The organism is Pseudomonas sp. MT92 (assembly GCF_058792515.1).
Genome location: NZ_JBXAFA010000003.1, coordinates 415,040 through 438,643, shown reverse-complemented (window position 1 = coordinate 438,643; position 23,604 = coordinate 415,040). Strand labels below are relative to the sequence as shown.

Sequence of the window (23,604 nt, the reverse complement as noted above, 5' to 3'; positions counted from 1 at the left end):
TGAAATGCCGTTACGGACCCTGAAGACCTGGCCCCACGGCGCAATCATGCTGGACGCGGAGCACACGCAATTTGCGTTGTGGGCGCCAGATGCGTTCTACGTCAGTGTCGAACTGGAAAATGGACAATCCTTGCCGTTGTTGCCGCAGGACAACGGCTGGTTCGTAGTCAAAACCCGTTGCCCGGCGGGCACGCGTTATCGATACAGCATCGATGGCGAAATGGAGGTGCCCGACCCGGCCTCCCGCGCCCAGGCCGGCGATATCGACCAACACAGCGTGGTGGTCGATCCGCATGCCTATCGATGGCGACACAGCACCTGGCGTGGTCGCCCCTGGCACGAGGCGGTGATTTATGAAGTGCACGTGGGGGTGCTTGGCGGTTTCGCAGCGGTCGAGCAACAACTGGCGCGCCTGGTGGAATTGGGCATCACCGCCATCGAACTGATGCCCCTGGGGCAATTCCCCGGTGAGCGTAACTGGGGCTACGACGGGGTGCTGCCCTATGCTCCCCAGGCCTCCTATGGTTCGCCCGACCAACTCAATCACCTGATCGACACCGCCCACGGTCATGGTCTGGCGGTGATTCTCGATGTGGTCTACAACCACTTCGGCCCCGACGGCAATTACCTGCATCGCTATGCCAGCGGCTTCTTCCGCGAAGACGTGCACACCCCCTGGGGCGCGGCCATCGACTTCCGTCGGCGCGAAGTGCGGGATTTTTTCATCGAGAATGCGCTGATGTGGGTGCTGGAGTACCGTTTCGACGGCTTGCGCCTGGACGCGGTACACGCCATCGACGACCCGGATTTTCTCCAGGAGCTGGCCCAGCGGGTGCGCCAGCAGAGCGATCCGTCACGCCATGTCTGGCTGATGGTGGAAAACGAGCACAACCAGGCCCGCCTGCTGGAACAGGGTTACGACGCGCAGTGGAACGACGACGGCCACAACGCCTTGCATGTATTGCTGACCGGTGAAACCGACGCCTATTACACCGACTATGCACAAAACCCTACCGGGCAACTGGCGCGCTGCCTGAGCCAGGGCTTTGTCTTCCAGGGACACATCGACCGTCGCGGCAAACCCCGCGGAGAGCCCAGCGGGCACCTTCCGCCCAGCGCGTTCGTGCTGTTTTTGCAGAACCATGACCAGATCGGCAACCGCGCCTTCGGCGAGCGCCTGCATCAATTGGCCCCTCCTCAGGCACTGCAGGCCGCCACCGTCCTGTTGCTGCTGTCGCCGATGATTCCGTTGATGTTCATGGGCGACGAGTTCGCCGCCGAACAACCCTTTCTGTTTTTCACCAGCCACCACGGCGAACTGGCGAAATGGGTGCGTGAGGGACGGCGTAACGAGTTTGCAGCCTTCGCCGCGTTTACTGATCCGCATAAACGCGAGCGGATTCCCGACCCTAACGCGCCACAGACCTTCGAGTCATCCCGCCCGGTGCTGACAGCCAATGGATCGTCGCCCATGCACGAGCTGTATCGCCGCCTGCTGCATATCCGCCATCGGCAGATCATCCCGTACCTGCCCGGCACCCAGGCACTGGGAGCCGAGGTCTTGGCAGTCGGTGCGGTGAGTGCGTCATGGCGACTGGGCGATGGCCGTCTGTTGCGCATTGATCTGAACCTTAGTGCCACGCCGGTACTCCACACAGCGTCGGTCAGCAGCTCTTTGTTGTTCGAACATCCGCCACATTCGGCCGAGCGCCTGGACAAAGGCACTCTGGCGCCGTATTGCGCGCTTGTCAGCCTCACGGCCGCAACCCCTTTGCAACCCCTGATGGAGAGCGCCAATGAGTGATGCGCAACTGGAAATCCTGGCCAGCCGGGCTGGCCTCGCGGTCGACTGGATTGATGCCAATGGTCGCCCGCAAAAAGTTGCACCCTCGGTCTTGCGCAGCGTTCTGACCGGACTCGGCCACCCGGCCGGCAGCGCTCAGGAAATCGACGCCAGCCTGCAGCAATTGCAGCAGGTTCAAGAAACCCGGCAACTGCCGCCACTGATTACCGCCGACTTCGGTGTCGGTCTCGATCTGGCCCATCATTTCGAACCGCACGCGCCGTGCGAGATCCACCTCGAGGATGGTTCGCGGCTCACCCTCAAGCTGGACGCCGAGGCGATTCTGCCGGGGTTGATTCCAGTGGGTTACCAGCACGTCAGAATCGCTGGCCAGACCTTTACCCTGGCCGTGGCCCCCGAACGTTGCTTCAGCGTAGGCGATGCCGTGGACAGCCCGATCCCGCGCACCTGGGGCCTGAGCGTGCAGTTGTATGCCCTGCGGCGCAAAGGTGACGGTGGCTTCGGCGATACCCAGGCCCTGGAAGACCTGGCCAGGGTCGCGGGCGAACGCGGCGCCGAGGCGCTGGCGATCAGTCCGCTGCATGCCATGTTTGCCAGCGATACCCGGCGCTACAGTCCTTACTCTCCGTCCAGCCGGTTGTTTCTCAACAGCCTGTATTGCGCGCCCGGGACGATCCTCGGTGAGCATGCGATGCGCGCCGCCATCGAGGCCACCGGCCTGAGCGTAGAGCTCAAGGATCTGGAAGAGCGCGCCTTGATCGACTGGCCCGCCGCCGCCGAAGCCAAGCACCGGCTGTTGCAAGCGTTGTACGAAGGCTTCGTACAGGGCGAACACCCGTTGCATGCCGACTTCAGCAGTTTTCGTCACGCCGGCGGCGAAGCCCTGGAAAATCACTGCCGGTTCGAAGCCATTCAAGAGGTTCGCGAAGCACGGGGCGAAAACCTCGACTGGCGTCAGTGGCCCGAGCAATGGCGCGACCCGCGCAGCGCCGCCCTGGCCGAGTTCGCCGAAGAAAACGCGGGCCGCATCGGTTTCTTCGCTTTCTGCCAGTGGCTGATCACCCGTTGCCTGGAGCGTGCGCAGGCAACCGCCCGCAGCAGCGGCATGCGCATTGGCCTGATCACCGACCTGGCCGTGGGCGCTGACGGTGGTGGCAGCCAGGCCTGGAGTCGCCAGGACGAATTGCTCGCCTCCCTCACCGTCGGCGCACCGCCGGACATTCTCAACCGCACCGGCCAGGGCTGGGGGATTTCCGCGTTTTCTCCCGAAGGCCTCATACGCAACGGCTTTCGCGCCTTCATCGAAATGCTCAGGGCCAACTTTGCCCACGCCGGCGGTCTGCGTATCGACCACGTCATGGGCCTGCAACGTTTATGGGTCATCCCCAACGGCGCGCCGCCCGCCGACGGTGCGTACCTGTATTACCCGGTGGACGACTTGCTGCGGCTGCTGACCCTGGAATCCCATCGCCACCAGGCCATCGTCCTTGGCGAAGACCTCGGCACGGTGCCCGAAGGTCTGCGGGAAAAACTCATCGCCCGTTCGATGCTGGGCATGCGAGTGCTGCTGTTCGAACAGGACAACACCCACTTCAAGCCGATCCTCGACTGGCCGGACAACGCACTGGCGACCACCAGCACCCATGATTTGCCAACCCTCAACGGTTGGTGGCATGGCCGCGACATCGACTGGAACGCGCGGCTCAACCTCATCGATGCCAACGCTGAAATCGAGTGGCGCCATCACCGCGAACGCGAACGTGAAGGTCTGCGAAGGGCCTTGAGCCAGGACCCGCAGAACTTTCGCGAAGAATCCCACGAGACCGATCAGGTGCTCGACGCCAGTGTGCGTTTCCTGGGCCATACCCGTGCGCCGCTGGTGTTGCTGCCACTGGAAGATGCACTGGGCATCGAACAGCAGGCCAACTTGCCCGGCACCATCGATACTCATCCCAACTGGTCACGACGCCTGCCGGGCTACAGCGAGGCCCTGCTGGACGACCCGGACGCCTCGCGACGCCTGGAATTGCTTGCCTGCGCGCGGCTTCAGGCGGCTGAGCGTGACCAATGAGCACGCTGCCAACGCAGCCGCTGCGGGCCACCCTGCGACTGCAGTTCCATAAGGGTTTTACCCTGGACGATGCGGTGCCGCTGGTGCCGTACTTCGCCCGCCTCGGCATCAGCCATGTCTATGCCTCGCCGCTGCTGCGCGCCCGCGCCGGATCGATGCATGGCTACGACGTGGTGGACCCGACCACGGTCAACCCGGAGCTGGGCGGGGAAGCGGCGTTGCGCCGCCTGGTCAGCGCGTTGCGCGAACAAGGCATGGGGCTGATCCTCGATATCGTCTCCAACCACATGGCGGTCGGCGGGAGTGACAATCCCTGGTGGCTGGACTTGCTTGAGTGGGGTCGCCTGAGCCCTTATGGCGAGTTCTTCGATATCCAGTGGCACTCCGCCGACCCGTTGATGGAGGGGCAACTGCTGCTGCCGTTCCTCGGCAGCGACTATGGGGTCGCCCTGCAGGACGGCACCCTGCCCCTGCGCTTCGATGCGCAACACGGCGCGTTTTTTGTCGAGCATTACGAACACCACTTTCCGATTTGCCCGATGACCTACGGCGAGCTGCTCAAATCCGACATCGAGCCGCTGAAATCCCTGGCCGATCGATTCAGCACATTGAGCTACCAGACCGATGCCCACAGCCTGGCGATCCCCTTGCAGGACGAGTTGCGTGAACTGGCCACCGACCCGGCCGTGTTCCAGGCCATCGAGCACAACCTGAAAGCCTACGATTCGCTCACCCGTGAAGGTTTCCAGTGCCTGCATAACCTGTTGGAACGCCAGAGCTATCGCCTCGCCAGTTGGCGCACGGCTGCGGATGACATCAACTGGCGGCGTTTTTTCGATATCAACGAACTCGGCGGCCTGCGGGTCGAACGCCCGGCGGTGTTCGAGGCGACCCATGCAAAGATTTTCCAGCTGGTGGCGCAAGGACTGGTCGATGGCCTGCGCATCGACCACATCGACGGCCTCGCCGACCCTCGGGGTTACTGCCGCAAGCTGCGGCGGCGGGTCGACAGCCTGGTCCCCGACCGGCACCTGCCGATCTACGTGGAGAAGATACTCGGCGAAGGCGAAACCCTGCATCGCGACTGGTCGGTGGACGGCACCACCGGCTATGAATTCATGAACCAGGTATCGTTGCTGCAACACGATCCCCAAGGCGAGCAGGCCTTGGGCAAAATCTGGCAGCGGCACAGCGAACGTCCCGCCGATTTCCGTGCGGAAGCGCAACTGGCCCGGCAACAGATCCTCAACGGCTCCCTGGCCGGGGATTTCGAAAGTGTCGCCCAGGCGCTGCTGCAAGTGGCCCGGGAAGACCTGATGACCCGCGACCTGACCCTGGGCGCGATCCGCCGGGCACTGCAGGAACTGATCGTGCATTTTCCGGTGTACCGCACCTACATCAGCCCCCTCGGGCGATCGGCCCAGGACGAGTTTTTTTTCCAGCAGGCCATGGACGGTGCCCGGCAAACCCTGGGCGAAGCGGACTGGCCGGTACTCGATTGCCTGGCCCGCTGGCTGGGCGGCGAGCGGTGGCGAAAATACCCGGCCGGACGCGCGCGCAAACGCCTCAAACATGCCTGCGTGCGGTTTCAGCAGTTGACCTCACCGGCCGCGGCGAAGGCCGTGGAAGACACCGCGTTCTATCGTTCGGCGGTGCTGCTGTCGCGTAACGACGTCGGCTTCAGCACCGAACGGTTCAGCGCGCCGGTCGAGGGTTTTCACGCGGCATGCGAACAGCGTCTCGCCGAGTTCCCGGACAATCTGCTGGCCACCGCGACCCACGATCACAAGCGCGGCGAAGACGCTCGCGCGCGCCTGGCGGTGTTGAGCGAACGCAGTCAGTGGTACGTCGAACAGATCGGCCTCTGGCGCGCCCTCGCCCGCCCGTTGCGTGACGATGATCAGCAGCCATCGGCGGGTGATGAATTGATTCTGTATCAAGCGATGCTCGGCAGTTGGCCGCTGGACCTGAACGCTGACGATCAGCCGGCGCTGCAGGCCTACGCCGAACGCCTCTGGCAGTGGCAACGCAAAGCCCTGCGTGAAGCCAAGCTGCAAAGCAGCTGGAGCGCGCCCAACGACGCCTGCGAACAAGCGGTTGAAACCTTCATCCAGCGCCTGCTGTTGAGCCCGCAGGGCAACTTTCTGCGCACGGCGCTCGGCAAGGCCGTGCACGCGATTGCCGTGCCCGGGGCACTCAACGGATTGGCGCAAACCTTGCTGCGCATGACCGTGCCGGGGGTCCCGGATCTCTATCAGGGCGCCGAGTTCTGGGACTTCAGCCTGGTCGATCCGGACAACCGCCGGCCAGTGGACTACGCCAGCCGCCAACAGGCCTTGCAGCAAGCCGTGAATCTGCCTGATCTACTGGCGAACTGGCGCGACGGGCGCATCAAGCAAACCTTGATTGCGCAGACCTTGAACGTACGCACCGAGCACGCCGAACTGTTTCGACGGGGGACTTACCAGGCCCTCGAAGTCGTCGGCAGCCAGGCCCATCGAGTGCTGGGATTTGTTCGTGAATGGGAGGGCAAACGCGCCATCGTCATCGTGCCAATCCGTTGCGCAGCGCTGCTGGAAAACAGTGCCGAACCGCAGGTGAACGCGCCGCTGTGGGGCGATACGCGAATCCATGTGCCGTTCGCGACCGCTGACGAGAATCTAAAGGGACTTTTTTCAAGCATCACAGTCACAAAAAACAGGGAGCTGATGATCAGCGCCGCGCTGGGGGACTTCCCGGTCAATCTCTTTATCCAAACTACCGACACTTGAGTTCAGTTCAGGAGCATTGCGATGAGTACCGACGATAAACGCATCCGCGAATTTGCCTATCAGATCTGGGAGTCCGAAGGGAAACCCGAAGGCCAGGAAAGCCGTCACTGGGAGATGGCCCGCAAACTCGCCGAAGCTGAAGCGCTGGCGCCGAAACAACCGGCAAAAGCGCCTGCGAGCAAACCGGCCGTCAGCAAAACCGCCAATGGCAAGGCTGGCGAGGTCAAGGCGGCCGCACCAAAAGCCAAGGCCAAGCCGGCGGCAGCCTCGACCGTGATTCCACCCGGAGAAAAAGCCGCCGGCAAAAAGCCTCGCGCCGCGCGTAAACCGCCAGCGGTCTGATTGGCCCGGGCTTTTTCCTGATCGAACGCGTGGCGAGTCCGCTCGCCACCGACGGACGCTCACCCTCAACAAAACCTGTGGGAGCGAGCCGACTCGCGAGGACGATTGACCCTCGACACATGCGTTACCTGACACTCCGCAATCGCGAGCCGGCTCGCTCCCACAGATTGCGGCGTTTTGTACCTCACTTTGCAGGAGCACCTATGCCCAGTCCGAAGAAAACCGCGCCAGCCCCTCAAGTCGAGGCCTCGCGAATTCGTGAAGGCCTGCCCTTTCCACTGGGTGCGACCTGGGATGGTCTGGGGGTCAATTTTGCCTTGTTCTCCGCCCACGCCACCAAGGTCGAACTGTGCATTTTCGATGATGCCGGCGAAGTCGAGCTCGAACGCATCGAACTGCCGGAATACACCGACGAGACCTTCCACGGCTACTTGCCTGACGCCCATCCAGGGCTGATCTATGGCTATCGCGTCTACGGCCCTTACGATCCCGCCAACGGTCACCGCTTCAACCACAACAAGCTGTTGATCGACCCCTACGCCAAGCAACTGGTCGGCCAGTTGAAATGGTCCGAGGCATTGTTTGGCTACACCATCGGCCATCCCGACGCCGACCTCAGTTTCGATGAACGGGACAGCGCGCCCTTCGTCCCCAAATGCAAAGTCATCGACCCGGCGCACACCTGGGGCCACGATCACCGGGTCAGCGTACCGTGGGAAAAAACGATCATTTATGAGACCCATGTGCGCGGCATCAGCATGCGTCACCCTTCCGTCCCCGAGAACGTGCGCGGCACCTTCGCCGGGTTGATGGTCGACGACGTCCTGGAACATATCCGCAAGCTCGGCGTGTCCTCCGTGGAGCTGCTGCCGATTCATGCTTTCGTCAACGACCAGCATCTGCTGCACAAGGGCATGACCAATTACTGGGGCTACAACAGCATCGCGTTTTTCGCCCCCGACCCGCGTTACCTGGCCAGCGGCAAGATCGCCGAATTCAAGGAAATGGTCGCGCACCTGCACGAAGCCAACCTCGAAGTGATCCTGGATGTGGTCTATAACCACACCGCCGAGGGCAACGAACAAGGTCCGACCCTGTCGATGCGTGGCATCGACAACGCCTCCTATTACCGCTTGATGCCTGACGACAAGCGCTTCTACATCAACGATTCCGGCACCGGCAACACCCTGGACCTGAGCCATCCCTGCGTCCTGCAAATGGTCACCGACTCCCTGCGCTACTGGGCGAAGGAGATGCACGTGGATGGCTTCCGCTTTGACCTGGCGACCATTCTGGGGCGCTACCACGATGGCTTCGACGAGCGTCACAGCTTCCTCGTGGCCTGTCGCCAGGACCCGGTGCTGCGTCAGGTGAAGATGATTGCCGAACCCTGGGATTGCGGCCCCGGCGGCTATCAGGTCGGCAACTTCCCGCCGGGCTGGGTGGAATGGAACGACAAGTTTCGCGACACCGTGCGTGCGTTCTGGAAAGGCGACGATGGGCAATTGGCAGATTTCGCCAGTCGCATGACCGCGTCCGGCGAGATGTTCAACCAGCGCGGCCGACGGCCCTATGCCTCGGTGAATTTCGTCACCGCCCACGATGGCTTCACCCTCAACGACCTGGTGTCGTACAACGACAAGCACAACGAAGCCAACGACGAAAACAATCAGGACGGCAGCAACAACAACCTGTCCTGGAACCATGGGGTCGAGGGCCCGACCGACGACCCGCAAATCAATGAGCTGCGCCAGCGGCAGATGCGCAATTTCTTTGCCACGCTGCTGCTGTCCCAAGGCACGCCCATGCTGGTGGCCGGCGACGAATTCGCCCGCACCCAGGACGGCAACAACAATGCCTATTGCCAGGACAGCGAAATCGGCTGGGTCAATTGGGACCTGAGTGAAGACGGCAAGGCCCTGCTCAAATTCGTCAAACGCCTGATCAAGTTGCGCCTGGCCTATCCGATCCTGCGCCGCGGGCGCTTCCTGGTCGGCAATTTCAATGAGGATATCGGCGTCAAGGACGTCACCTGGCTGGCCGCGGATGGCAGCGAGATGACCACCAAACATTGGCATGATGCGCACAATCGTTGCCTGGGCATGCTGCTGGATGGACGTGCGCAGGAAACCGGCATACGCCGCCAGGGGGCCGACGCCACCCTGTTGCTGGTGGTCAACGCCCATCACGACATCGTCAATTTCACCTTGCCGGAAGTGCCCGATGGCGGCTTCTGGACCTGTATGGTCGATACCAATCAACCGTCGATTCGCGGCCAGGAGCGCTTCGAGTTCGGCCACGAGTATTCAGTGACGGGCCGTTCACTGCTGCTGTTCGAACTGCAGCACGAAGAAGAGGATTGAAATGAGCCGGACTCCCGGCGGATAAAAATTTGTTTCAGATCGACGAATACGTGTCCGTGAGCAATACTCGATGCGCGGCGTTCCAGGGTTCGGAGCGCCGCGCATTGCTATCAACCCGCCCTCACGGGTCTGCCGGCTGGTCATGTACAAGGCTTGCGCACGACTGAAGGCAATAAGGAACAAGGACGTAGCCCATGAAACCTGTATCCCTCTGTGAAAGCAGCCAGTCGGGACAAATCTGGAACAGCGCCGCGCAACTGGACAACATTCCGGTAATCGGTACTCAGTCATTGGTCCCCCCTGGCGCTCGCGCCGTGGTGATCGCCCCGCATCCCGGCGATGAAGTGGTGACCTGCGGCGGCCTGCTGCAATTGCTCAGCGCCAGCGCTCACCCGCTGCAATTGATCTCGGTCACTGACGGCAGCGCGAGCCATCAGGGATCCCGGCAGTGGTCGGAAAAACGCCTCAGTGTGTTTCGCTCCCAGGAAAGTGTCGAAGCCTTGCGTCGCCTCGGGTTGCCCATGCATAGCCTGAAATGGATTCGGGGCGGCTTTACCGACAACGCCTTGGCCGACCATGAGTTGAAACTGACGCAATTCATTGCGCGCTACCTGCGCCCCGGCGACGTGGTATTCAGCACCTGGAGCGAGGATGGCGTCAGCGACCACGATGCCGTGGGCCGCGCCAGCGCCAATGCCGCGAACATGGCCGGTGCAACGTTCCATGAAGTGCCGGTCTGGGCCTGGCACTGGCCGGCGCGTGATTACGGCTCTATCCCCTGGCACCGCGCGCGCAAGGTACGCCTGGACAGCTGGACGGTCGCGCGCAAGAGCCACGCCACCCACGCCTATGCCAGCCAACTCGATGGCGAACCGGCGATCGGCCTTGCACCGATGCTGCCACGGGTGTTGCTGGAGCGGATGCGTTTGCCTTACGAAATCGTATTTGTCTGACACGACCAACAGCCAATGCGCGCGTGAGGACTATCCTTGCCTGACTCAAACTGAACTGCCCGCTTGTGTATCAGTCGCATACATAAGCAACCCGGATTCAGAGGCGTGAAAGTGGTCCGCAACTCCAAACGCGACACGATTGAATCAGTGCCATCGAGCACACCCCCGGCCATCCATCGACTGCGCGTACTGACGGTCAATACCCACAAGGGATTTACCGCCCTCAACCGGCGTTTCATCCTCCCGGAACTGCGTGAAGCGGTACGCAGTACGTCGGCGGATCTGGTGTTTCTGCAAGAAGTGGTGGGCGAACACGAGCGTCACGCCTCGCGCTACAACCAATGGCCGGCCACCTCGCAATACGAATTCCTCGCCGACAGCATGTGGAGCGATTTTGCCTACGGGCGCAACGCGGTCTACCCGGATGGCCATCACGGCAATGCCCTGTTGTCGAAATACCCGATTCGCGAACACCGCAACCTCGACGTTTCCATCACCGGCCCGGAACGGCGTGGACTGCTGCATTGCGTACTCGATGTGCCGGGCCACGCCGAGGTCCATGCGATCTGCGTTCATCTGAGCTTGCTGGAAAGCCATCGCCAACTGCAATTGCAGCTGCTCTGTCAGTTGCTTGAGTCCCTGCCTGTCGACGCGCCGGTGATCATTGCCGGCGACTTCAACGACTGGCAGCTGCAAGGCAACGCCGCCCTCGCCCGTCGTGACGACCTTCATGAAGCCTTCGAACGCCACCACGGACGCCCCGCAAAAACCTATCCGGCGCGGTTTCCCCTGCTGCGCCTGGACCGCATTTACCTGCGCAATGCCAGTAGCCATCACCCGACAATCCTCGGAAGCAAACCTTGGACGCACCTGTCGGATCACCTGCCATTGGCGGTGGAAGTGCATTTGTGACGGTTTAAATCGCCCCGAAAAACCGTTGCATCAGCCGCAACGCTGGTCATTGCTGGTATTTCTGACAGTAGATACAACTAGACGCTGCTGCTACGTTGCCCCTATCCGCAGGAAAGCCCCTACGGATAGGCAAACAACGTAGCGAGCGTTGCCGAAGAAATCTGGATGACGGGAGATTGCCTCCCGATGCTGTCTCGCAACTCGCGCTGCCGAGAGTGGCTGACGCACGGCCGACGCTGAGGCCGTGGCCAATCAGCCGCCGGTCCCGATGCGGAGACGAGCATGAATCCATGGCCAGATCTTCCCAAGTTCCGTTACAGCGCCTGCGCCTTTTCCCTCTGGCTGTGTGCCAGTTGGTCACCTTCCACCCTCGCCGCTTGCACCCTCACCCCCACCGCTGGCAACGATAACTTCGTCTGTGACAGCGCCACCAGTGGACCGCTGACCGATCTGGCGGGCAACAACACCCTGACGTTCCCCACCAATGGCACCGGCACCATCAATGGCAATGTGACGTTTGGCAGCGGCAACGACACCGTCAAAATGGACTCCGGCACCCTCGCTGGCGTACTTGACCAGGGCGATGGCGCCAATGTTTTGCAAATCAACAACGGGGTGATCACCGGCGAAGTCCATCAGCACAACGGTATCGACACCTTCATCATGAACGGCGGACGCATCCAGTCTCTGGCGCAAGGCGAGGGCTTCGACAATTTCCTGATGACCGGCGGGACGATCGTCGGCGCCTTCGAAGACGGAGACTTCGCGAAGATGACCGGAGGCACCATCGGCCGGGTAGACATGAAGCTCGACGACAATACGTTCGATATGTCCGGTGGGCAGATCCTGGGAAATCTGGTCACCGGATTTGGCAACGACACCATCATCGTGGCGGGCGGTCGAATTGGCGGCAACATCAGTGTCAGCGGTGGCAATGACAACATTACGGTGACAGGCGGCGAGATCGCCGGTGAAATCCGCGCCAGCGCCGGCAATGACACACTTGTGTGGGACGGTGGCGGCATCATCCGCTCGGCGATCCTGATGGGCGATGGCAATGACACAGCCATTGTGCGCAATCTGAGTGAGACCACCCTTGCCCTGACCCCGAGCATCGACGGTGGCACGGGCACCGATCAATTAACCTTCGACCACACCACATCCGCCGGCGCCGCCCGTTACATCAATTGGGAAATCGTCAACCTGAACAACGGTTCGCAATTCGACCTCGCCGGCAATTTCGTGCTCGGTGACAGCAGCAGCGGCACGGGTGTATTCAACATCGATGGCAGCAGCGTACTGACGTCCAGCCAGGGCAGCATCGTGCCCGCCATTGCTGGCCAGCGTGCGACCCTGAACAACGCCGGGGTGATCGACCTGAGCGGCGGCAATACGCGCACCAATGATGCCCTGACCGTGCAGGGCAATTATTCGGGCAACAACGGGCAACTGCTTTTGCAAAGTGCCGTGGGCGACGACAATTCGCCCAGTGACAAGCTGGTGGTCATCGACGGCACCTTGACCGGCACCACCTCGATCAGCGTCAGCAACCTCGGTGGCGCAGGTGCGTTGACCCAACAGAACGGCATCCAGGTGGTTCAGGCCCAGGGGACGGCCATCAGCGACAACGGTGCCTTTACCCTGAAAACGCCAGTGTCGGCGGGTGCGTTCGATTACGTCTTGTACAAGGGCGGTATCACCGCCGGCAGCGAAAACAGTTGGTACCTGCGCTCCTCCGTCGTCGCCGTGCCGTTGGTGGCCGTCCCTAACCCCGACCCGGCCCTGCCGCCGATTCTGGTGCCAGTGGTGGCAACGCCGGTCGCCGCTGCCGGTAGCCCGCCGCTGCCCATTGCCCAGCCCGGTGCCGCCGCAATTCCCCTGTACCGTGCGGAAGTGCCGGTCTGGTCCGTCTTGCCGCCAGCGGCTGCGCAACTGACCCTGACCGCCCTGGGCACTTTCCACGATCGCCAGGGCGATCAACGCCTGCTGAGCGAAACCGGGACCTTCGGCGCGGGCTGGGGTCGTGTCTATGGCAAGAATGTCGACCAGACATGGGCCGGCACCGTCACGCCACGGCTCGATGGTTCACTTGACGGCTTCCAGGTGGGCAACGATCTGTACGCCTCGCAGACGTCCGAGGGCCAAACCCAACGCAGCGGGTTCTTCGTCGGCCATAGCCGCTTGAAGGGTGATGTCGACGGCTTCAACCAGGGCTTCGAAGGCAAACGCGCGGGCAAGGTCGAGCTGCGAGGTGACAGCCTCGGTGCGTCCTGGACCCTGACGGACGCCAGGGGCTGGTACATCGACACGGTGGCGATGTATACCTGGCTCGACGGCGACAGCCATTCCGAGCGCGGCCTCAAGCTCGATAACAAGGGGCACGTGGTGACGCTCTCGGTGGAGGCCGGTTACCCCTTCCCCCTGGCAGGCGACTGGGTGATCGAACCCCAGGCGCAGGTGATCCATCAGAACATTAGCCTCGACAGCCAGAACGATGGAATCTCGCAGGTATCGTTCGATTCCGATCCAGCCTGGACCGGCCGTCTCGGCGCCCGGCTCAAGGGCCGCTACGAGGTCAGTGGCTTGCCGTTGGAACCTTATCTGCGAGCCAACCTGTGGCATACGTTTTCCGGCACCGATACGGTCACCTTTGCCGGAAACACCGATATCGACACCGGGCAAAAATCTTCCTACGCCGATCTTGGTATCGGTGCCGTGCTGACGCTGGCGCCCTCCGTCAGCGTGTACGCCAGTGCCGACTTCTCCAGCAATATCGACAGTCAGCACCTGCGGGGAACGATGGGAAATGCCGGTATCAGGATCAGTTGGTAAAACTGAGCAAAGGCTCTAGCTCGTGACTTTTTTGGCGATTGCGCCATTAAACAAGAACTTAGTGAGCGCCAAAAAATCAGCCACTTACACCCCCTAAAATACCCATACCATTTATCGGCCATTTTCTTGACGCAGTGGCAGCGGTCTCCTTGAATTCACGTTACTACCCCCGGAACCACAATCAGGGGCAAGCCCCCAAGTCACCCATATACACGGGCGGCCCCCGGCTTGCCCCCATCCATCGGTCGCCCCTCATTCGGGGTAGGAGAGACGGCAAAGCGAGAACGGCATGCGATTGCAAGGTAGACCCCCATGAAAACTTCATTCACCCAACAAGAGATCAAAATCACTTTTTGCACAGTCTCGAGCTCACTCCTGCTGTGCTCTTCCATGGAAGCGCAGGCCTCGCCTGTCGAGGAAGAGACTTCGCCCTGGTATCGCCAGGACGTCCCGGTGCTCTTCTTGCCCGCACAAGTTTCCACGTATCCCGGCCGTTTCAGCGCCATGCCCGATCTTCGAAGTTCGCACCTGACGACCGAAGATGCCTCGCCTGCTGCCTGGGATCAGGTGTACGGACAGGCCTCGCGCCAGGCACAAAACGATGTTCTCGCCGAAGGCCTTTCCACTGCCGGTGCCAGTCAACTCAAAGGCCCGGCACTCATGACCCTGGAAAGCGGTAATGGCCGTACTCAGCGGGTCGGCCTGATCGGTGGCACCAGCATGATCCAGGGCAACAGCACGGGCTTGTTCACCAATCGCGCCCAATCCGACGCCAACAGCGACACCTTCAGCCTGCAAGGCCAAAGCCTCGGCGCCTACTGGAGCCTGATCGGGCCACAAGGCTGGCACGTGGACTTGACGGCCAGTGGCGGCCGGGTCAATGGCTATACCCGCAACGAACAGGGTGTGCGGCAAGCCGCCGAGGGCAGCGCGATGACGCTGTCGATGGAAGGCGGATTCCCCATCAGCCTGGGCGAACACTGGGTGGTTGAACCCCAGGCGCAATTGATCAATCAACGGATCACCCTGGACACCCCTTACGCAGGCTCGGGCAATGCCTCCTCCATCGACTTGTCGTCGTGGAGTGGCCGGGTCGGCGCCAAATTGAAAGGGAGTTACGACATCAATGGCCTGCCCGTGGAGCCCTACGTGCGGACCAACTTGTGGCACACGGTGAACACCGGCAATACCGTGACCCTCGATCAGGTCGACAAGATCAGCAGCAGCCGGAACTCGTCGACGGTCGAGCTGGGATTGGGCCTGGTGGCCAGAATGACCCCGACCGTGAGCCTGTACGTCAGCGCCGATTACAGCAGTGACGTCGACCAAAATGATTTGAACGGGTTGATCGCCAGCCTGGGTGTACGGATGCGGTGGTGAGGGTCAGACCTCGAAAAGACTGTTGACCGGGCTGACGCCATCGCGAGCACGCTCGCTCCCACAAGGGCCACACGGAACCTGTCGGAGCGAGTTGACTCGCGATGTGGCGAGGCGTTTTCGGATCAGCCCTCGGGGCGCAACATCAGCACCGCCAACGGCGGCAGATTCAGCACCAATGACAGCGCCTGACCATGACTCGGCGCTTCCTCGGTGAACGCCCCGCCGCTGTTGCCATAATTGGAGCCGGCATAGGTCGCCGAATCACTGTTCATCAACTCGGCCCAGCGGCCGGCAAATGGCACACCGATGCGATAAGCCTCACGCGGCACCGGGGTGAAGTTCGCCACCACCAGCACCGGCTTGCCGTCCTTGCTCCAGCGCAACCAGGCATACACGCTGTTGATGGCGTCATCGCCGATCAGCCACTGGAACCCTTGCGGTACATCATCCTGCTCGTGCAGCGCCGGCTCTTCGCGATACAGCCGATTGAGGTCGCTCACCAGCTTCTGAACACCTTTGTGTTCGGGGTACTGCAGCAAATACCAATCGAGTTGCTGGTCGTGATTCCACTCGCGCCACTGACCGAACTCACAACCCATGAACAACAGTTTCTTGCCCGGATGCGCCCACATGAAGCTCAAATAAGCCCGCAGGTTGGCAAATTTCTGCCAGCGGTCGCCGGGCATTTTGTCGATGAGCGAATGCTTGCCGTGCACCACTTCGTCGTGGGAGATCGGCAGGATAAAGCGCTCGGACCAGGCGTAGACCAGGCCGAAACTCAGCTCGTTGTGGTGATGGGCGCGGTACACCGGGTCCTGCTGGATGTAATGCAATGAATCGTGCATCCAGCCCATGTTCCATTTGTAGGCGAAGCCCAGGCCGCCCTGTTGCGTGCTCTGGCTGACGCCCGGCCATGCGGTGGACTCCTCGGCGATCACCAGGGCACCCGGTGCTTCCTGTGCCACAACGTCGTTGAGGTGGCGCAGGAAGTCGATGGCTTCGAGGTTTTCCCGACCACCATGGCGATTCGGCACCCATTCGCCGGCCTTGCGCGAGTAATCGCGATACAGCATCGACGCCACGGCATCGACCCGCAGGCCGTCGACATGGAAATGCTTGAGCCAGTGCAGCGCCGACGCCAGCATGTAGCCATGCACTTCGGTGCGGCCAAGGTTATAGATCAGCGTGTCCCAATCCTGATGAAAGCCTTCCTGTGGATTGCCGTACTCGTACAGCGCCGTGCCGTCGAATTGCGCCAGGCCATGGGTATCGGTCGGGAAATGCGCCGGCACCCAGTCGAGGATCACACCGATGTCGGCCTGGTGGCAGGCATTGACGAAGGCCGCGAACTCATCCCCGGTGCCGTAGCGGGCGCTGGTGGCGAATTGCGAGAGCAACTGATAACCCCACGAGCCGCCAAACGGGTGCTCCATGATCGGCATCAGCTCGATGTGGGTGAAGCCCAGTTCCTTCACATACGGAATCAGCCGCTCGGCCAGTTCCGGCCAGGTGTACTGGCGAGCCACTTCGCCCAGATCATCCAGCTCACATTGCCACGAGCCGGCGTGCAGTTCGTAAATGGACAGCGGCGCCGTCAGGCGCTGACGCTCGCCACGGGACTGCATCCATTCCTGGTCCTGCCAGTCGATCTTCAGCGGTGGGGCCACTTTCGAGGCCGTGTCCGGCGGCAGGGACGTGGCGAGGGCCATGGGGTCGGCCTTCAGCGGCAGGATCCCGTCCTTGCCAAGAATCTCGTACTTGTACGCCTCCCCCGCCTGCACGCGCGGAATGAAAAGCTCCCAGACCCCCGTGGGATGACGCAGACGCATCGGATGGCGGCGACCATCCCAGACGTTGAAATCACCGACCACCGACACCCGCCTGGCATTCGGCGCCCACACGGCGAAACGTACGCCATCGACCCCGTCGACCGTCATCAGTTGCGCACCCAGGCAGCTGCTCAGGTCGCGGTGATTGCCTTCGGCGAACAGGTATAGATCCATATCGCCGAGCAGTGGACCAAAGCTGTACGGGTCTTCGGCAATCTGCTCGCCACCGGCCCAGCGGGTGCGCAGCAGATAGGACTGCGCCCGGTCGAAGTGCCCGACGAATAACCCCGGTGTCTGTGTCGGTTCCAGATTGCCGAGTTCTTCTCCAGAGTCCCTGGCCACCACCTGTACGCTCAAGGCGTCCGGCAGATAAGCCCGAATGAACTGTCCACCGGCGCCATCGCCGTGGGGACCAAGAATTGCAAAGGGGTCGTGATGTTCGGCGCGCACCAGCGCATCGATGTCCCGCGCCCTGGGTAGCAGGGCTTCTTTGTACTGACCCTGTTCCTTGTTCGAGAAACTCATGACTACTCTCCACCAAGATCGGAAAAGGGTTTAAGCCCGTTCAATAACCCGTACAAACCGTGCAACGGCACGGACAGCCATGTGGGGCGGTTCTCTGCCTCGTAGGCCACTTCGTACGCTGCCTTCTCCAGGCCGAACAACGCCAGCGCGGCGTCCTCGCCTTCAGGATCTTGCCATGCATGACCCAGACTAGCTGCCGCCAGCCGATAAGCGTCGACAAATGCTTGCCGCGCTTCGCTCAAGTAGCGATCGGAAACCCGTTGGCGAGCCGAGCGGGCTTCAGCAGTGTTATCAACGTTATGAACGTTGATGGCCATGGCCGCAGCGTAGTCGAAAGATCGCAAAACGCCGCTCACATCTTTGTATGGACTGTGCTTGCCACGACGTTCATGCAACGGTCGCGCCGGTTCGCCTTCGAAGTCGATCAAATAAGCATCACCCTTGATCACCAATACCTGGCCCAGATGCAAGTCGCCATGCACGCGAATCTTCAGGCCGCCTGCGGATTTTTTGCCCAGTTCCTGCACATGACTGAGGATGGCTTTTTTGTTATCCAGTAAACGGCTGACCAGGGTTTTGTCCGCCGGGGTCAGTTCCGTTTGATGCTGTTTGAGCAACGTCAGCGCATGCTCGATCTGTGCCACGACATCCCTGGTCGACGCCAGTGCCTCTTTTTGCGTAGTGAGGTGCGGAGCGAAATCCGGATTGTCACTCGGCGCGGCCAGCACCTGATGCATTTCCCCCAGGCGCTGCCCCAGCATGGCAGCGAAATCTTTCAATTCACCGAGCGCGTTGTAGTGTTGTTCCTGCTCGGACATGGCGTCCGCCAGTTCGTCGCGCAGTGCCCGCTCCAGGTTGTTCTGCGTCCACTCCCAGGCGTCGCCCTGATTGCTCAAGTAGCCTTGTGCAATCATCAGCAAGTTGTCCTCGCCCTTGGCATCCCGGCGCACCACCGAGCCCAGCAACGGTGAAATGTTGCGGAAACCGGCCTGAGTCAAATACGCGCTCATTTCCAGTTCCGGGTGCACACCGGAGGCGACTTTGCGGATCAGCTTCAACACCAGGCTGTTGCCGATCACCACTGAACTGTTCGATTGCTCGGCGGACAGATAACGCACTTCCGATTCAGCCGTCAGCCCCAGCCTGGCCAGCTCGGCGGTCGGCTCGAAGCGGATCTCACCACCGTCCGAAGGCAGCACCAGGTGGTCCTGCATGCCCTGCAACACGGTGCGGATGAAATTCTCGAGACTGAAGGCATCGGTGATCAAGCCGACCTGCGGCCCACGTCGAACCCGTGACAGTGCCAATTGCTGCGGCAATGCCGTCCCGACCTGGTCTTCGGCAATGAAGCCGAACGGCAGTTGGTAACGACTGGTCTGGCCACCGCTGGTGACTTCGATTTCACTCAACAGCACCGGGTGCGTGGCATCACCAAAACGCACACCATAGGCCAGATGGACCTGCTCGATGGCCGCGTCCTTGCCAGCGAACCAGCGGCGGTTTTGCAGCCAGTTGGGCAAGATGTCCTGCTCCAGCGTACGTCGCGCCGGGGCTTCGAGCAGTTCTTCCATGCGTTTTTTCAGCACCAGCGTGGTGAAGTCCGGCAAGCTTTGGGCCGGTTCCACGTGCCAGCTCGGCATCTGGTTTTCCGTCGCCAGGACGAACCAATAGAAGCCATAAGGGGCCAGGGTCAGGAGAAAATTCAGCTGTCCGATCGGCGGAAACGCGTTACCGCCAAGCATCTCCACCGGCACCATGCCGACGTAGGCCGACAAGTCCAGCTCAGCGGCCTGCGCACTGCGGGACACGTTGGCCACGCACAGAATGATTTCGTGCTTGCCGTCCGCCCCGGTGAATTCCCGGGTGTAGGCCAGAATCCTGCGGTTGCTCGGCGAAAGCATTTTCAACGTGCCGCGCCCGAACGCCTTCGATTGCTTGCGCACCGCGAGCATGCGCCGGGTCCAGTTCAACAGCGAATGCGGGTCGCCGGCCTGGGTTTCGACGTTGACCGAGAGGTAGCCGTATTGCGGGTCCATGATCGGCGGCAGCACCAGGCTGGCCGGGTCGGCGCGGGAAAAGCCTCCGTTACGGTCGATCGACCATTGCATCGGCGTGCGCACACCGTCGCGGTCACCGAGGTAGATGTTATCGCCCATGCCGATTTCATCGCCGTAGTACAGCGTCGGCGTGCCAGGCATCGACAGCAGCAGGCTGTTGAGCAATTCCACCCGGCGTCGGTCCCGCTCCATCAACGGCGCCAGGCGACGCCGAATCCCCAGGTTGATCCGCGCCCGACGGTCGGCCGCGTAGTAGTTCCACAGGTAATCGCGTTCCTTGTCGGTGACCATTTCCAGGGTCAGTTCATCGTGATTGCGCAGGAAAATCGCCCACTGGCAATTGGCGGGAATCTCCGGGGTCTGGCGCAGAATGTCGGTGATCGGGAAGCGATCTTCCTGGGCCAGCGCCATGTACATGCGCGGCATCAGCGGAAAGTGAAAGGCCATGTGGCATTCGTCGCCGTTGAGGCCCTGTTTGTCTGTGTCGCCGAAATACAACTGCGTGTCTTCCGGCCATTGATTAGCCTCGGCCAGCAACATGCGGTCTGGGTAATTGGCGTCGATTTCCGCACGGATCTGCTTGAGGACGTCGTGGGTCTCGGGCAGGTTTTCGTTGTTGGTGCCGTCGCGCTCGATCAGGTACGGGATCGCGTCCAGGCGCAGACCGTCGATGCCCATGTCGAGCCAGTAACGCATCACCGACAACACTGCCTTCATGACCTGCGGGTTATCGAAGTTCAGGTCCGGCTGGTGGGAATAGAAACGGTGCCAGAAATACTGGCCGGCGACCGGGTCCCAGGTCCAATTGGACTTTTCGGTGTCAAGAAAGATGATGCGCGTGCCGTCGTACTTTTGATCGTCATCGGACCACACGTAGAAATCCCGCGCCGCCGAACCTTTCTTGGCCTTGCGGGCACGCTGGAACCAGGCGTGCTGGTCCGAAGTGTGGTTGATGACCAGTTCGGTGATCACCCGCAAGCCGCGTTTGTGCGCCTCAGCGATAAAGCGCTTGGCGTCCGCCAGGGTGCCGTAGTCGCTGTGGACGCCGCGATACTCGGCGATGTCGTAGCCATCGTCGCGCCGTGGCGAGGGGTAGAACGGCAAGAGCCAGATGGTGTTGACGCCGAGGTCGGCAATGTAATCAAGCTTGGCGATCAGGCCGGGAAAATCGCCGATCCCGTCATTGTTGGAGTCAAAAAACGATTTGACATGAACCTGATAGATCACTGCGTCCTTGTACCAGAGCGGGTCCTTGATGAAGGTCGCTGCCTTGGGTTTCTTCGCCATTGGAAACTCCTGTCGAATTCGTAATAGCCTCTGAGCCGATCACCCATTCCAGTGTGGTTATGACCTGTGGTGGACTCAGGACGCGGTAATCCGCCAGATCCCGAACGGCTGGTGCGCCGGGTCGATCCGCATGAACTGGTGCTTGCCGTACCAGGTCCAGCGATGGCCGTTCATCAAGTCTTCCCCGTGGGTCGTGGCATCGTCGGGCAAGCCCATTTCCCACAGCGGCAATTCGAAATTCGCCTCCTGCGGGTGATGCGGGTCGAGGTTGACGGCCACCAGGATGAAATTGCTGCCATCGACGCTGCGCTTGCCGAAATACAGAATGTTGTCGTTCCAGGCGTTGTAGACCTTCAGGCCCAAATGCGTGTGCAGCGCCGGGTTCTGTCGGCGGATGCGATTGAGCTGGGCGATCTCGGCAATGATATTGCCCGGCGCGGTGAAGTCCCGCGGACGTATCTCGTACTTCTCGGAGTCCAGGTATTCCTCCTTGCCCGGAATCGCTGCCGACTCACACAGCTCAAACCCGGAATACATGCCCCACAAACCTGAGCCCATGGTCGCCAGTGCCGCGCGAATCAGAAACCCGGGGCGCCCGGAATCGTGCAGGTACGCCGGATTGATGTCCGGCGTGTTGACGAAGAAGTTCGGCCGGTAGCATTCGCGCCACGGCGATTCGTTCAGCTCGGTGAAATAGGTCGCCAGCTCCTGCTTGGTGTTGCGCCAGGTGAAGTAGGTGTAGCTCTGGGAATAACCAACCTTGCCCAGCCGCGCCATCATCGCCGGGGTGGTAAAAGCCTCGGCGAGAAAAATCACCTCGGGATACAACGCACGCACATCGGCGATCAGCCACTGCCAGAACGGCAACGGCTTGGTGTGCGGGTTGTCGACGCGAAAGAGCTTCACGCCCTCCTCGACCCAGCCCACCACAATGTCGCGCAACTCGATCCACAAGCTGGGAATCGCCTCGGCGGCATAGAAGTCGACGTTGACGATGTCCTGGTATTTCTTCGGCGGGTTCTCGGCGTATTTGATCGTGCCGTCCGGCCGCCAGTTGAACCAGCCGGGATGCTGTTTGAGCCACGGATGGTCCTGGGAGCACTGAATGGCGAAGTCGAGGGCGATTTCCAACCCGTATTCGGACGCGGCCACCACCAGCCGACGGAAGTCTTCGCGGGTGCCCAGTTGCGAATGAATCGCCTCATGGCCGCCCTCTTCGCTACCGATGGCGTAAGGGCTGCCGGGGTCGTCCGGCCCGGCGCTCAGGGAATTGTTCGGGCCTTTGCGGTAGCTGCGACCAATCGGATGAATCGGCGGGAAATAAAGTACGTCGAAGCCCATGTCCTGAATCATCGGCAAACGCGAATGCACGTCGTTGAAGGTGCCGTGGCGCGCTGGATCGTCAGTGATCGAGCGTGGAAACAACTCATACCAACTGGCGAACTGCGCCAGTTCGCGCTCGACATCAACCGGATACTCGGGGCTCAAACTCAGGTAAGCACGGTGATCGGCCTGGGCCATCAACTCGGCGCTACGGTGGTGCAGAAACAACGCGACCTGCTCGGTTTCGAGCAACCCGGACAATTGATGGTGCAACGCCGTCAGTTGTTCGCTCAGTTGCCCCTCGGTGCGCTCGGCCGCTTGCTGAACCTGATGGCGGCCTTCCTGCAACTCCAGGCTGACCGGGACCGAGGCCATGTGCTTTTTTTCCAGCTCGTAGCGGAAACTGGCGAATTGATCGATCCAGGCTTCGATGCAGAACACATAACGCCCCTGGTCTTCGACGCGGAAGCGGCCCTGCCAGCCGTTGTTACCCAGGTCCGTCATGACTTCGCTCTGCCAGACCTCATCGCCCTCGGCGCGCCAACGCACCCGTACCGCGAGCTTGTCGTGACCGTCGGCAAACACTTTACTGGTCACCACCACGTCCTGCCCCACCACGGCCTTGATGGCAAACTGCCCACCGTCGAGGGTCGGCATGGTGTCTTCAATCACGATTCGTGGCAGTAAAAGCGCCTGTGACAGCGGCATGTGCGGGTTGTAGCTCAGTTCTGTCGGTTTTTCAGTCGTCATCGAGCATCTCTCCGTTACGCCCCATGGACGCTCTTGTGTCTGGTTGTCATCCCAATGAACTCACTTAGGTTCCGAGCGCCGGGCGCCCGGAAAAGTTCATCGGCAATTGGCCGGAATCAAATCCGTGGTGTGGCGGTCAATCAACTTAAGCACGACTCACGCCATGTGCCACTGGAGGCTAGACCATGACCAATCCATTCCCCGGACAAACACCCGATCCGAATATCGACAACCCGGTGATCCCACCGACGGACCCGCAACCTGTGCCCGAGCAGGATCCGCCCGACACCACGCCACCACGGGAAGAACCGCCTAAGACCATGCCGCCGGTGATAGTTACGCCGGAATGACCATAGGCTGACGATCTTTCACCGTTGTACCTGTAGGAGCGAGCCCGATTGCATT

At 61.3% G+C, this 23,604-nt stretch carries 13 protein-coding genes; 10 read left to right on the top strand and 3 right to left on the bottom strand.

Annotation, left to right across the window (positions count from 1 at the left end):
• Window positions 1–4: 4 nt before the first annotated feature.
• The 9 genes from treZ to AC1Q6D_RS07765 all read left to right on the top strand — a co-directional run bounded on the left by treZ (window position 5) and on the right by AC1Q6D_RS07765 (window position 15,428).
• On the top strand, window positions 5–1,804 hold the full coding sequence (gene treZ / locus AC1Q6D_RS07805) for a malto-oligosyltrehalose trehalohydrolase (protein WP_103406085.1): 1,800 nt from the start codon (window positions 5–7) through the stop codon (window positions 1,802–1,804).
• Window positions 1,797–3,875: a 4-alpha-glucanotransferase gene (malQ, locus tag AC1Q6D_RS07800; protein WP_103406086.1), complete on the top strand. Its 2,079-nt coding sequence runs from the start codon at window positions 1,797–1,799 to the stop codon at window positions 3,873–3,875. Before treZ ends, malQ begins: the two co-directional genes overlap by 8 nt.
• Complete coding sequence (locus AC1Q6D_RS07795; RefSeq protein ID WP_103406087.1) at window positions 3,872–6,646, top strand: malto-oligosyltrehalose synthase; 2,775 nt, start codon at window positions 3,872–3,874, stop codon at window positions 6,644–6,646. Before malQ ends, AC1Q6D_RS07795 begins: the two co-directional genes overlap by 4 nt.
• A 21-nt stretch (window positions 6,647–6,667) precedes the next feature.
• Entirely contained in the window at window positions 6,668–6,988 is a 321-nt protein-coding gene (locus tag AC1Q6D_RS07790) for a DUF2934 domain-containing protein (protein WP_103406088.1), read from the top strand.
• A 203-nt stretch (window positions 6,989–7,191) separates the two neighbouring features.
• The gene (gene glgX / locus AC1Q6D_RS07785) at window positions 7,192–9,351 is read left to right on the top strand and encodes a glycogen debranching protein GlgX (protein ID WP_103406089.1); all 2,160 of its coding nucleotides are present in this window, start codon (window positions 7,192–7,194) and stop codon (window positions 9,349–9,351) included.
• Window positions 9,352–9,545: 194 nt separating this feature from the next.
• Window positions 9,546–10,304 (top strand): PIG-L deacetylase family protein, encoded by a 759-nt coding sequence (locus AC1Q6D_RS07780; RefSeq protein WP_103406090.1) that lies wholly within the window; start codon window positions 9,546–9,548, stop codon window positions 10,302–10,304.
• 111 nt (window positions 10,305–10,415) lie between these two features.
• A complete protein-coding gene (locus AC1Q6D_RS07775; protein WP_103406108.1) occupies window positions 10,416–11,216 on the top strand; it encodes an endonuclease/exonuclease/phosphatase family protein in 801 nt (266 codons plus the stop codon).
• Window positions 11,217–11,498: 282 nt separating this feature from the next.
• Entirely contained in the window at window positions 11,499–14,048 is a 2,550-nt protein-coding gene (locus tag AC1Q6D_RS07770; RefSeq protein WP_103406091.1) for an autotransporter family protein, read from the top strand.
• A gap of 312 nt (window positions 14,049–14,360) precedes the next feature.
• Window positions 14,361–15,428, top strand: a complete 1,068-nt coding sequence (locus tag AC1Q6D_RS07765) for an autotransporter outer membrane beta-barrel domain-containing protein (protein ID WP_103406092.1) — start codon at window positions 14,361–14,363, stop codon at window positions 15,426–15,428.
• A gap of 122 nt (window positions 15,429–15,550) precedes the next feature.
• Here the strand turns inward: AC1Q6D_RS07765 and glgB are convergent, their stop codons facing one another.
• The 3 genes from glgB to AC1Q6D_RS07750 form a co-directional block, all read right to left on the bottom strand.
• On the bottom strand, window positions 15,551–17,782 hold the full coding sequence (gene glgB / locus AC1Q6D_RS07760) for a 1,4-alpha-glucan branching protein GlgB (protein ID WP_103406093.1): 2,232 nt from the start codon (window positions 17,780–17,782) through the stop codon (window positions 15,551–15,553).
• A 2-nt stretch (window positions 17,783–17,784) separates the two neighbouring features.
• Window positions 17,785–21,126 (bottom strand): maltose alpha-D-glucosyltransferase, encoded by a 3,342-nt coding sequence (treS, locus tag AC1Q6D_RS07755; protein ID WP_103406094.1) that lies wholly within the window; start codon window positions 21,124–21,126, stop codon window positions 17,785–17,787.
• A 75-nt stretch (window positions 21,127–21,201) separates the two neighbouring features.
• Window positions 21,202–23,199, bottom strand: coding sequence for an alpha-1,4-glucan--maltose-1-phosphate maltosyltransferase (locus AC1Q6D_RS07750; protein WP_103406095.1), 1,998 nt, complete (start codon window positions 23,197–23,199; stop codon window positions 21,202–21,204).
• 185 nt (window positions 23,200–23,384) lie between these two features.
• On the opposite strand from AC1Q6D_RS07750, the gene AC1Q6D_RS07745 reads away from it, so the two are divergent.
• Window positions 23,385–23,549: a hypothetical protein gene (locus AC1Q6D_RS07745; RefSeq protein WP_178083158.1), complete on the top strand. Its 165-nt coding sequence runs from the start codon at window positions 23,385–23,387 to the stop codon at window positions 23,547–23,549.
• The last annotated feature ends 55 nt before the right edge of the window (window positions 23,550–23,604 follow it).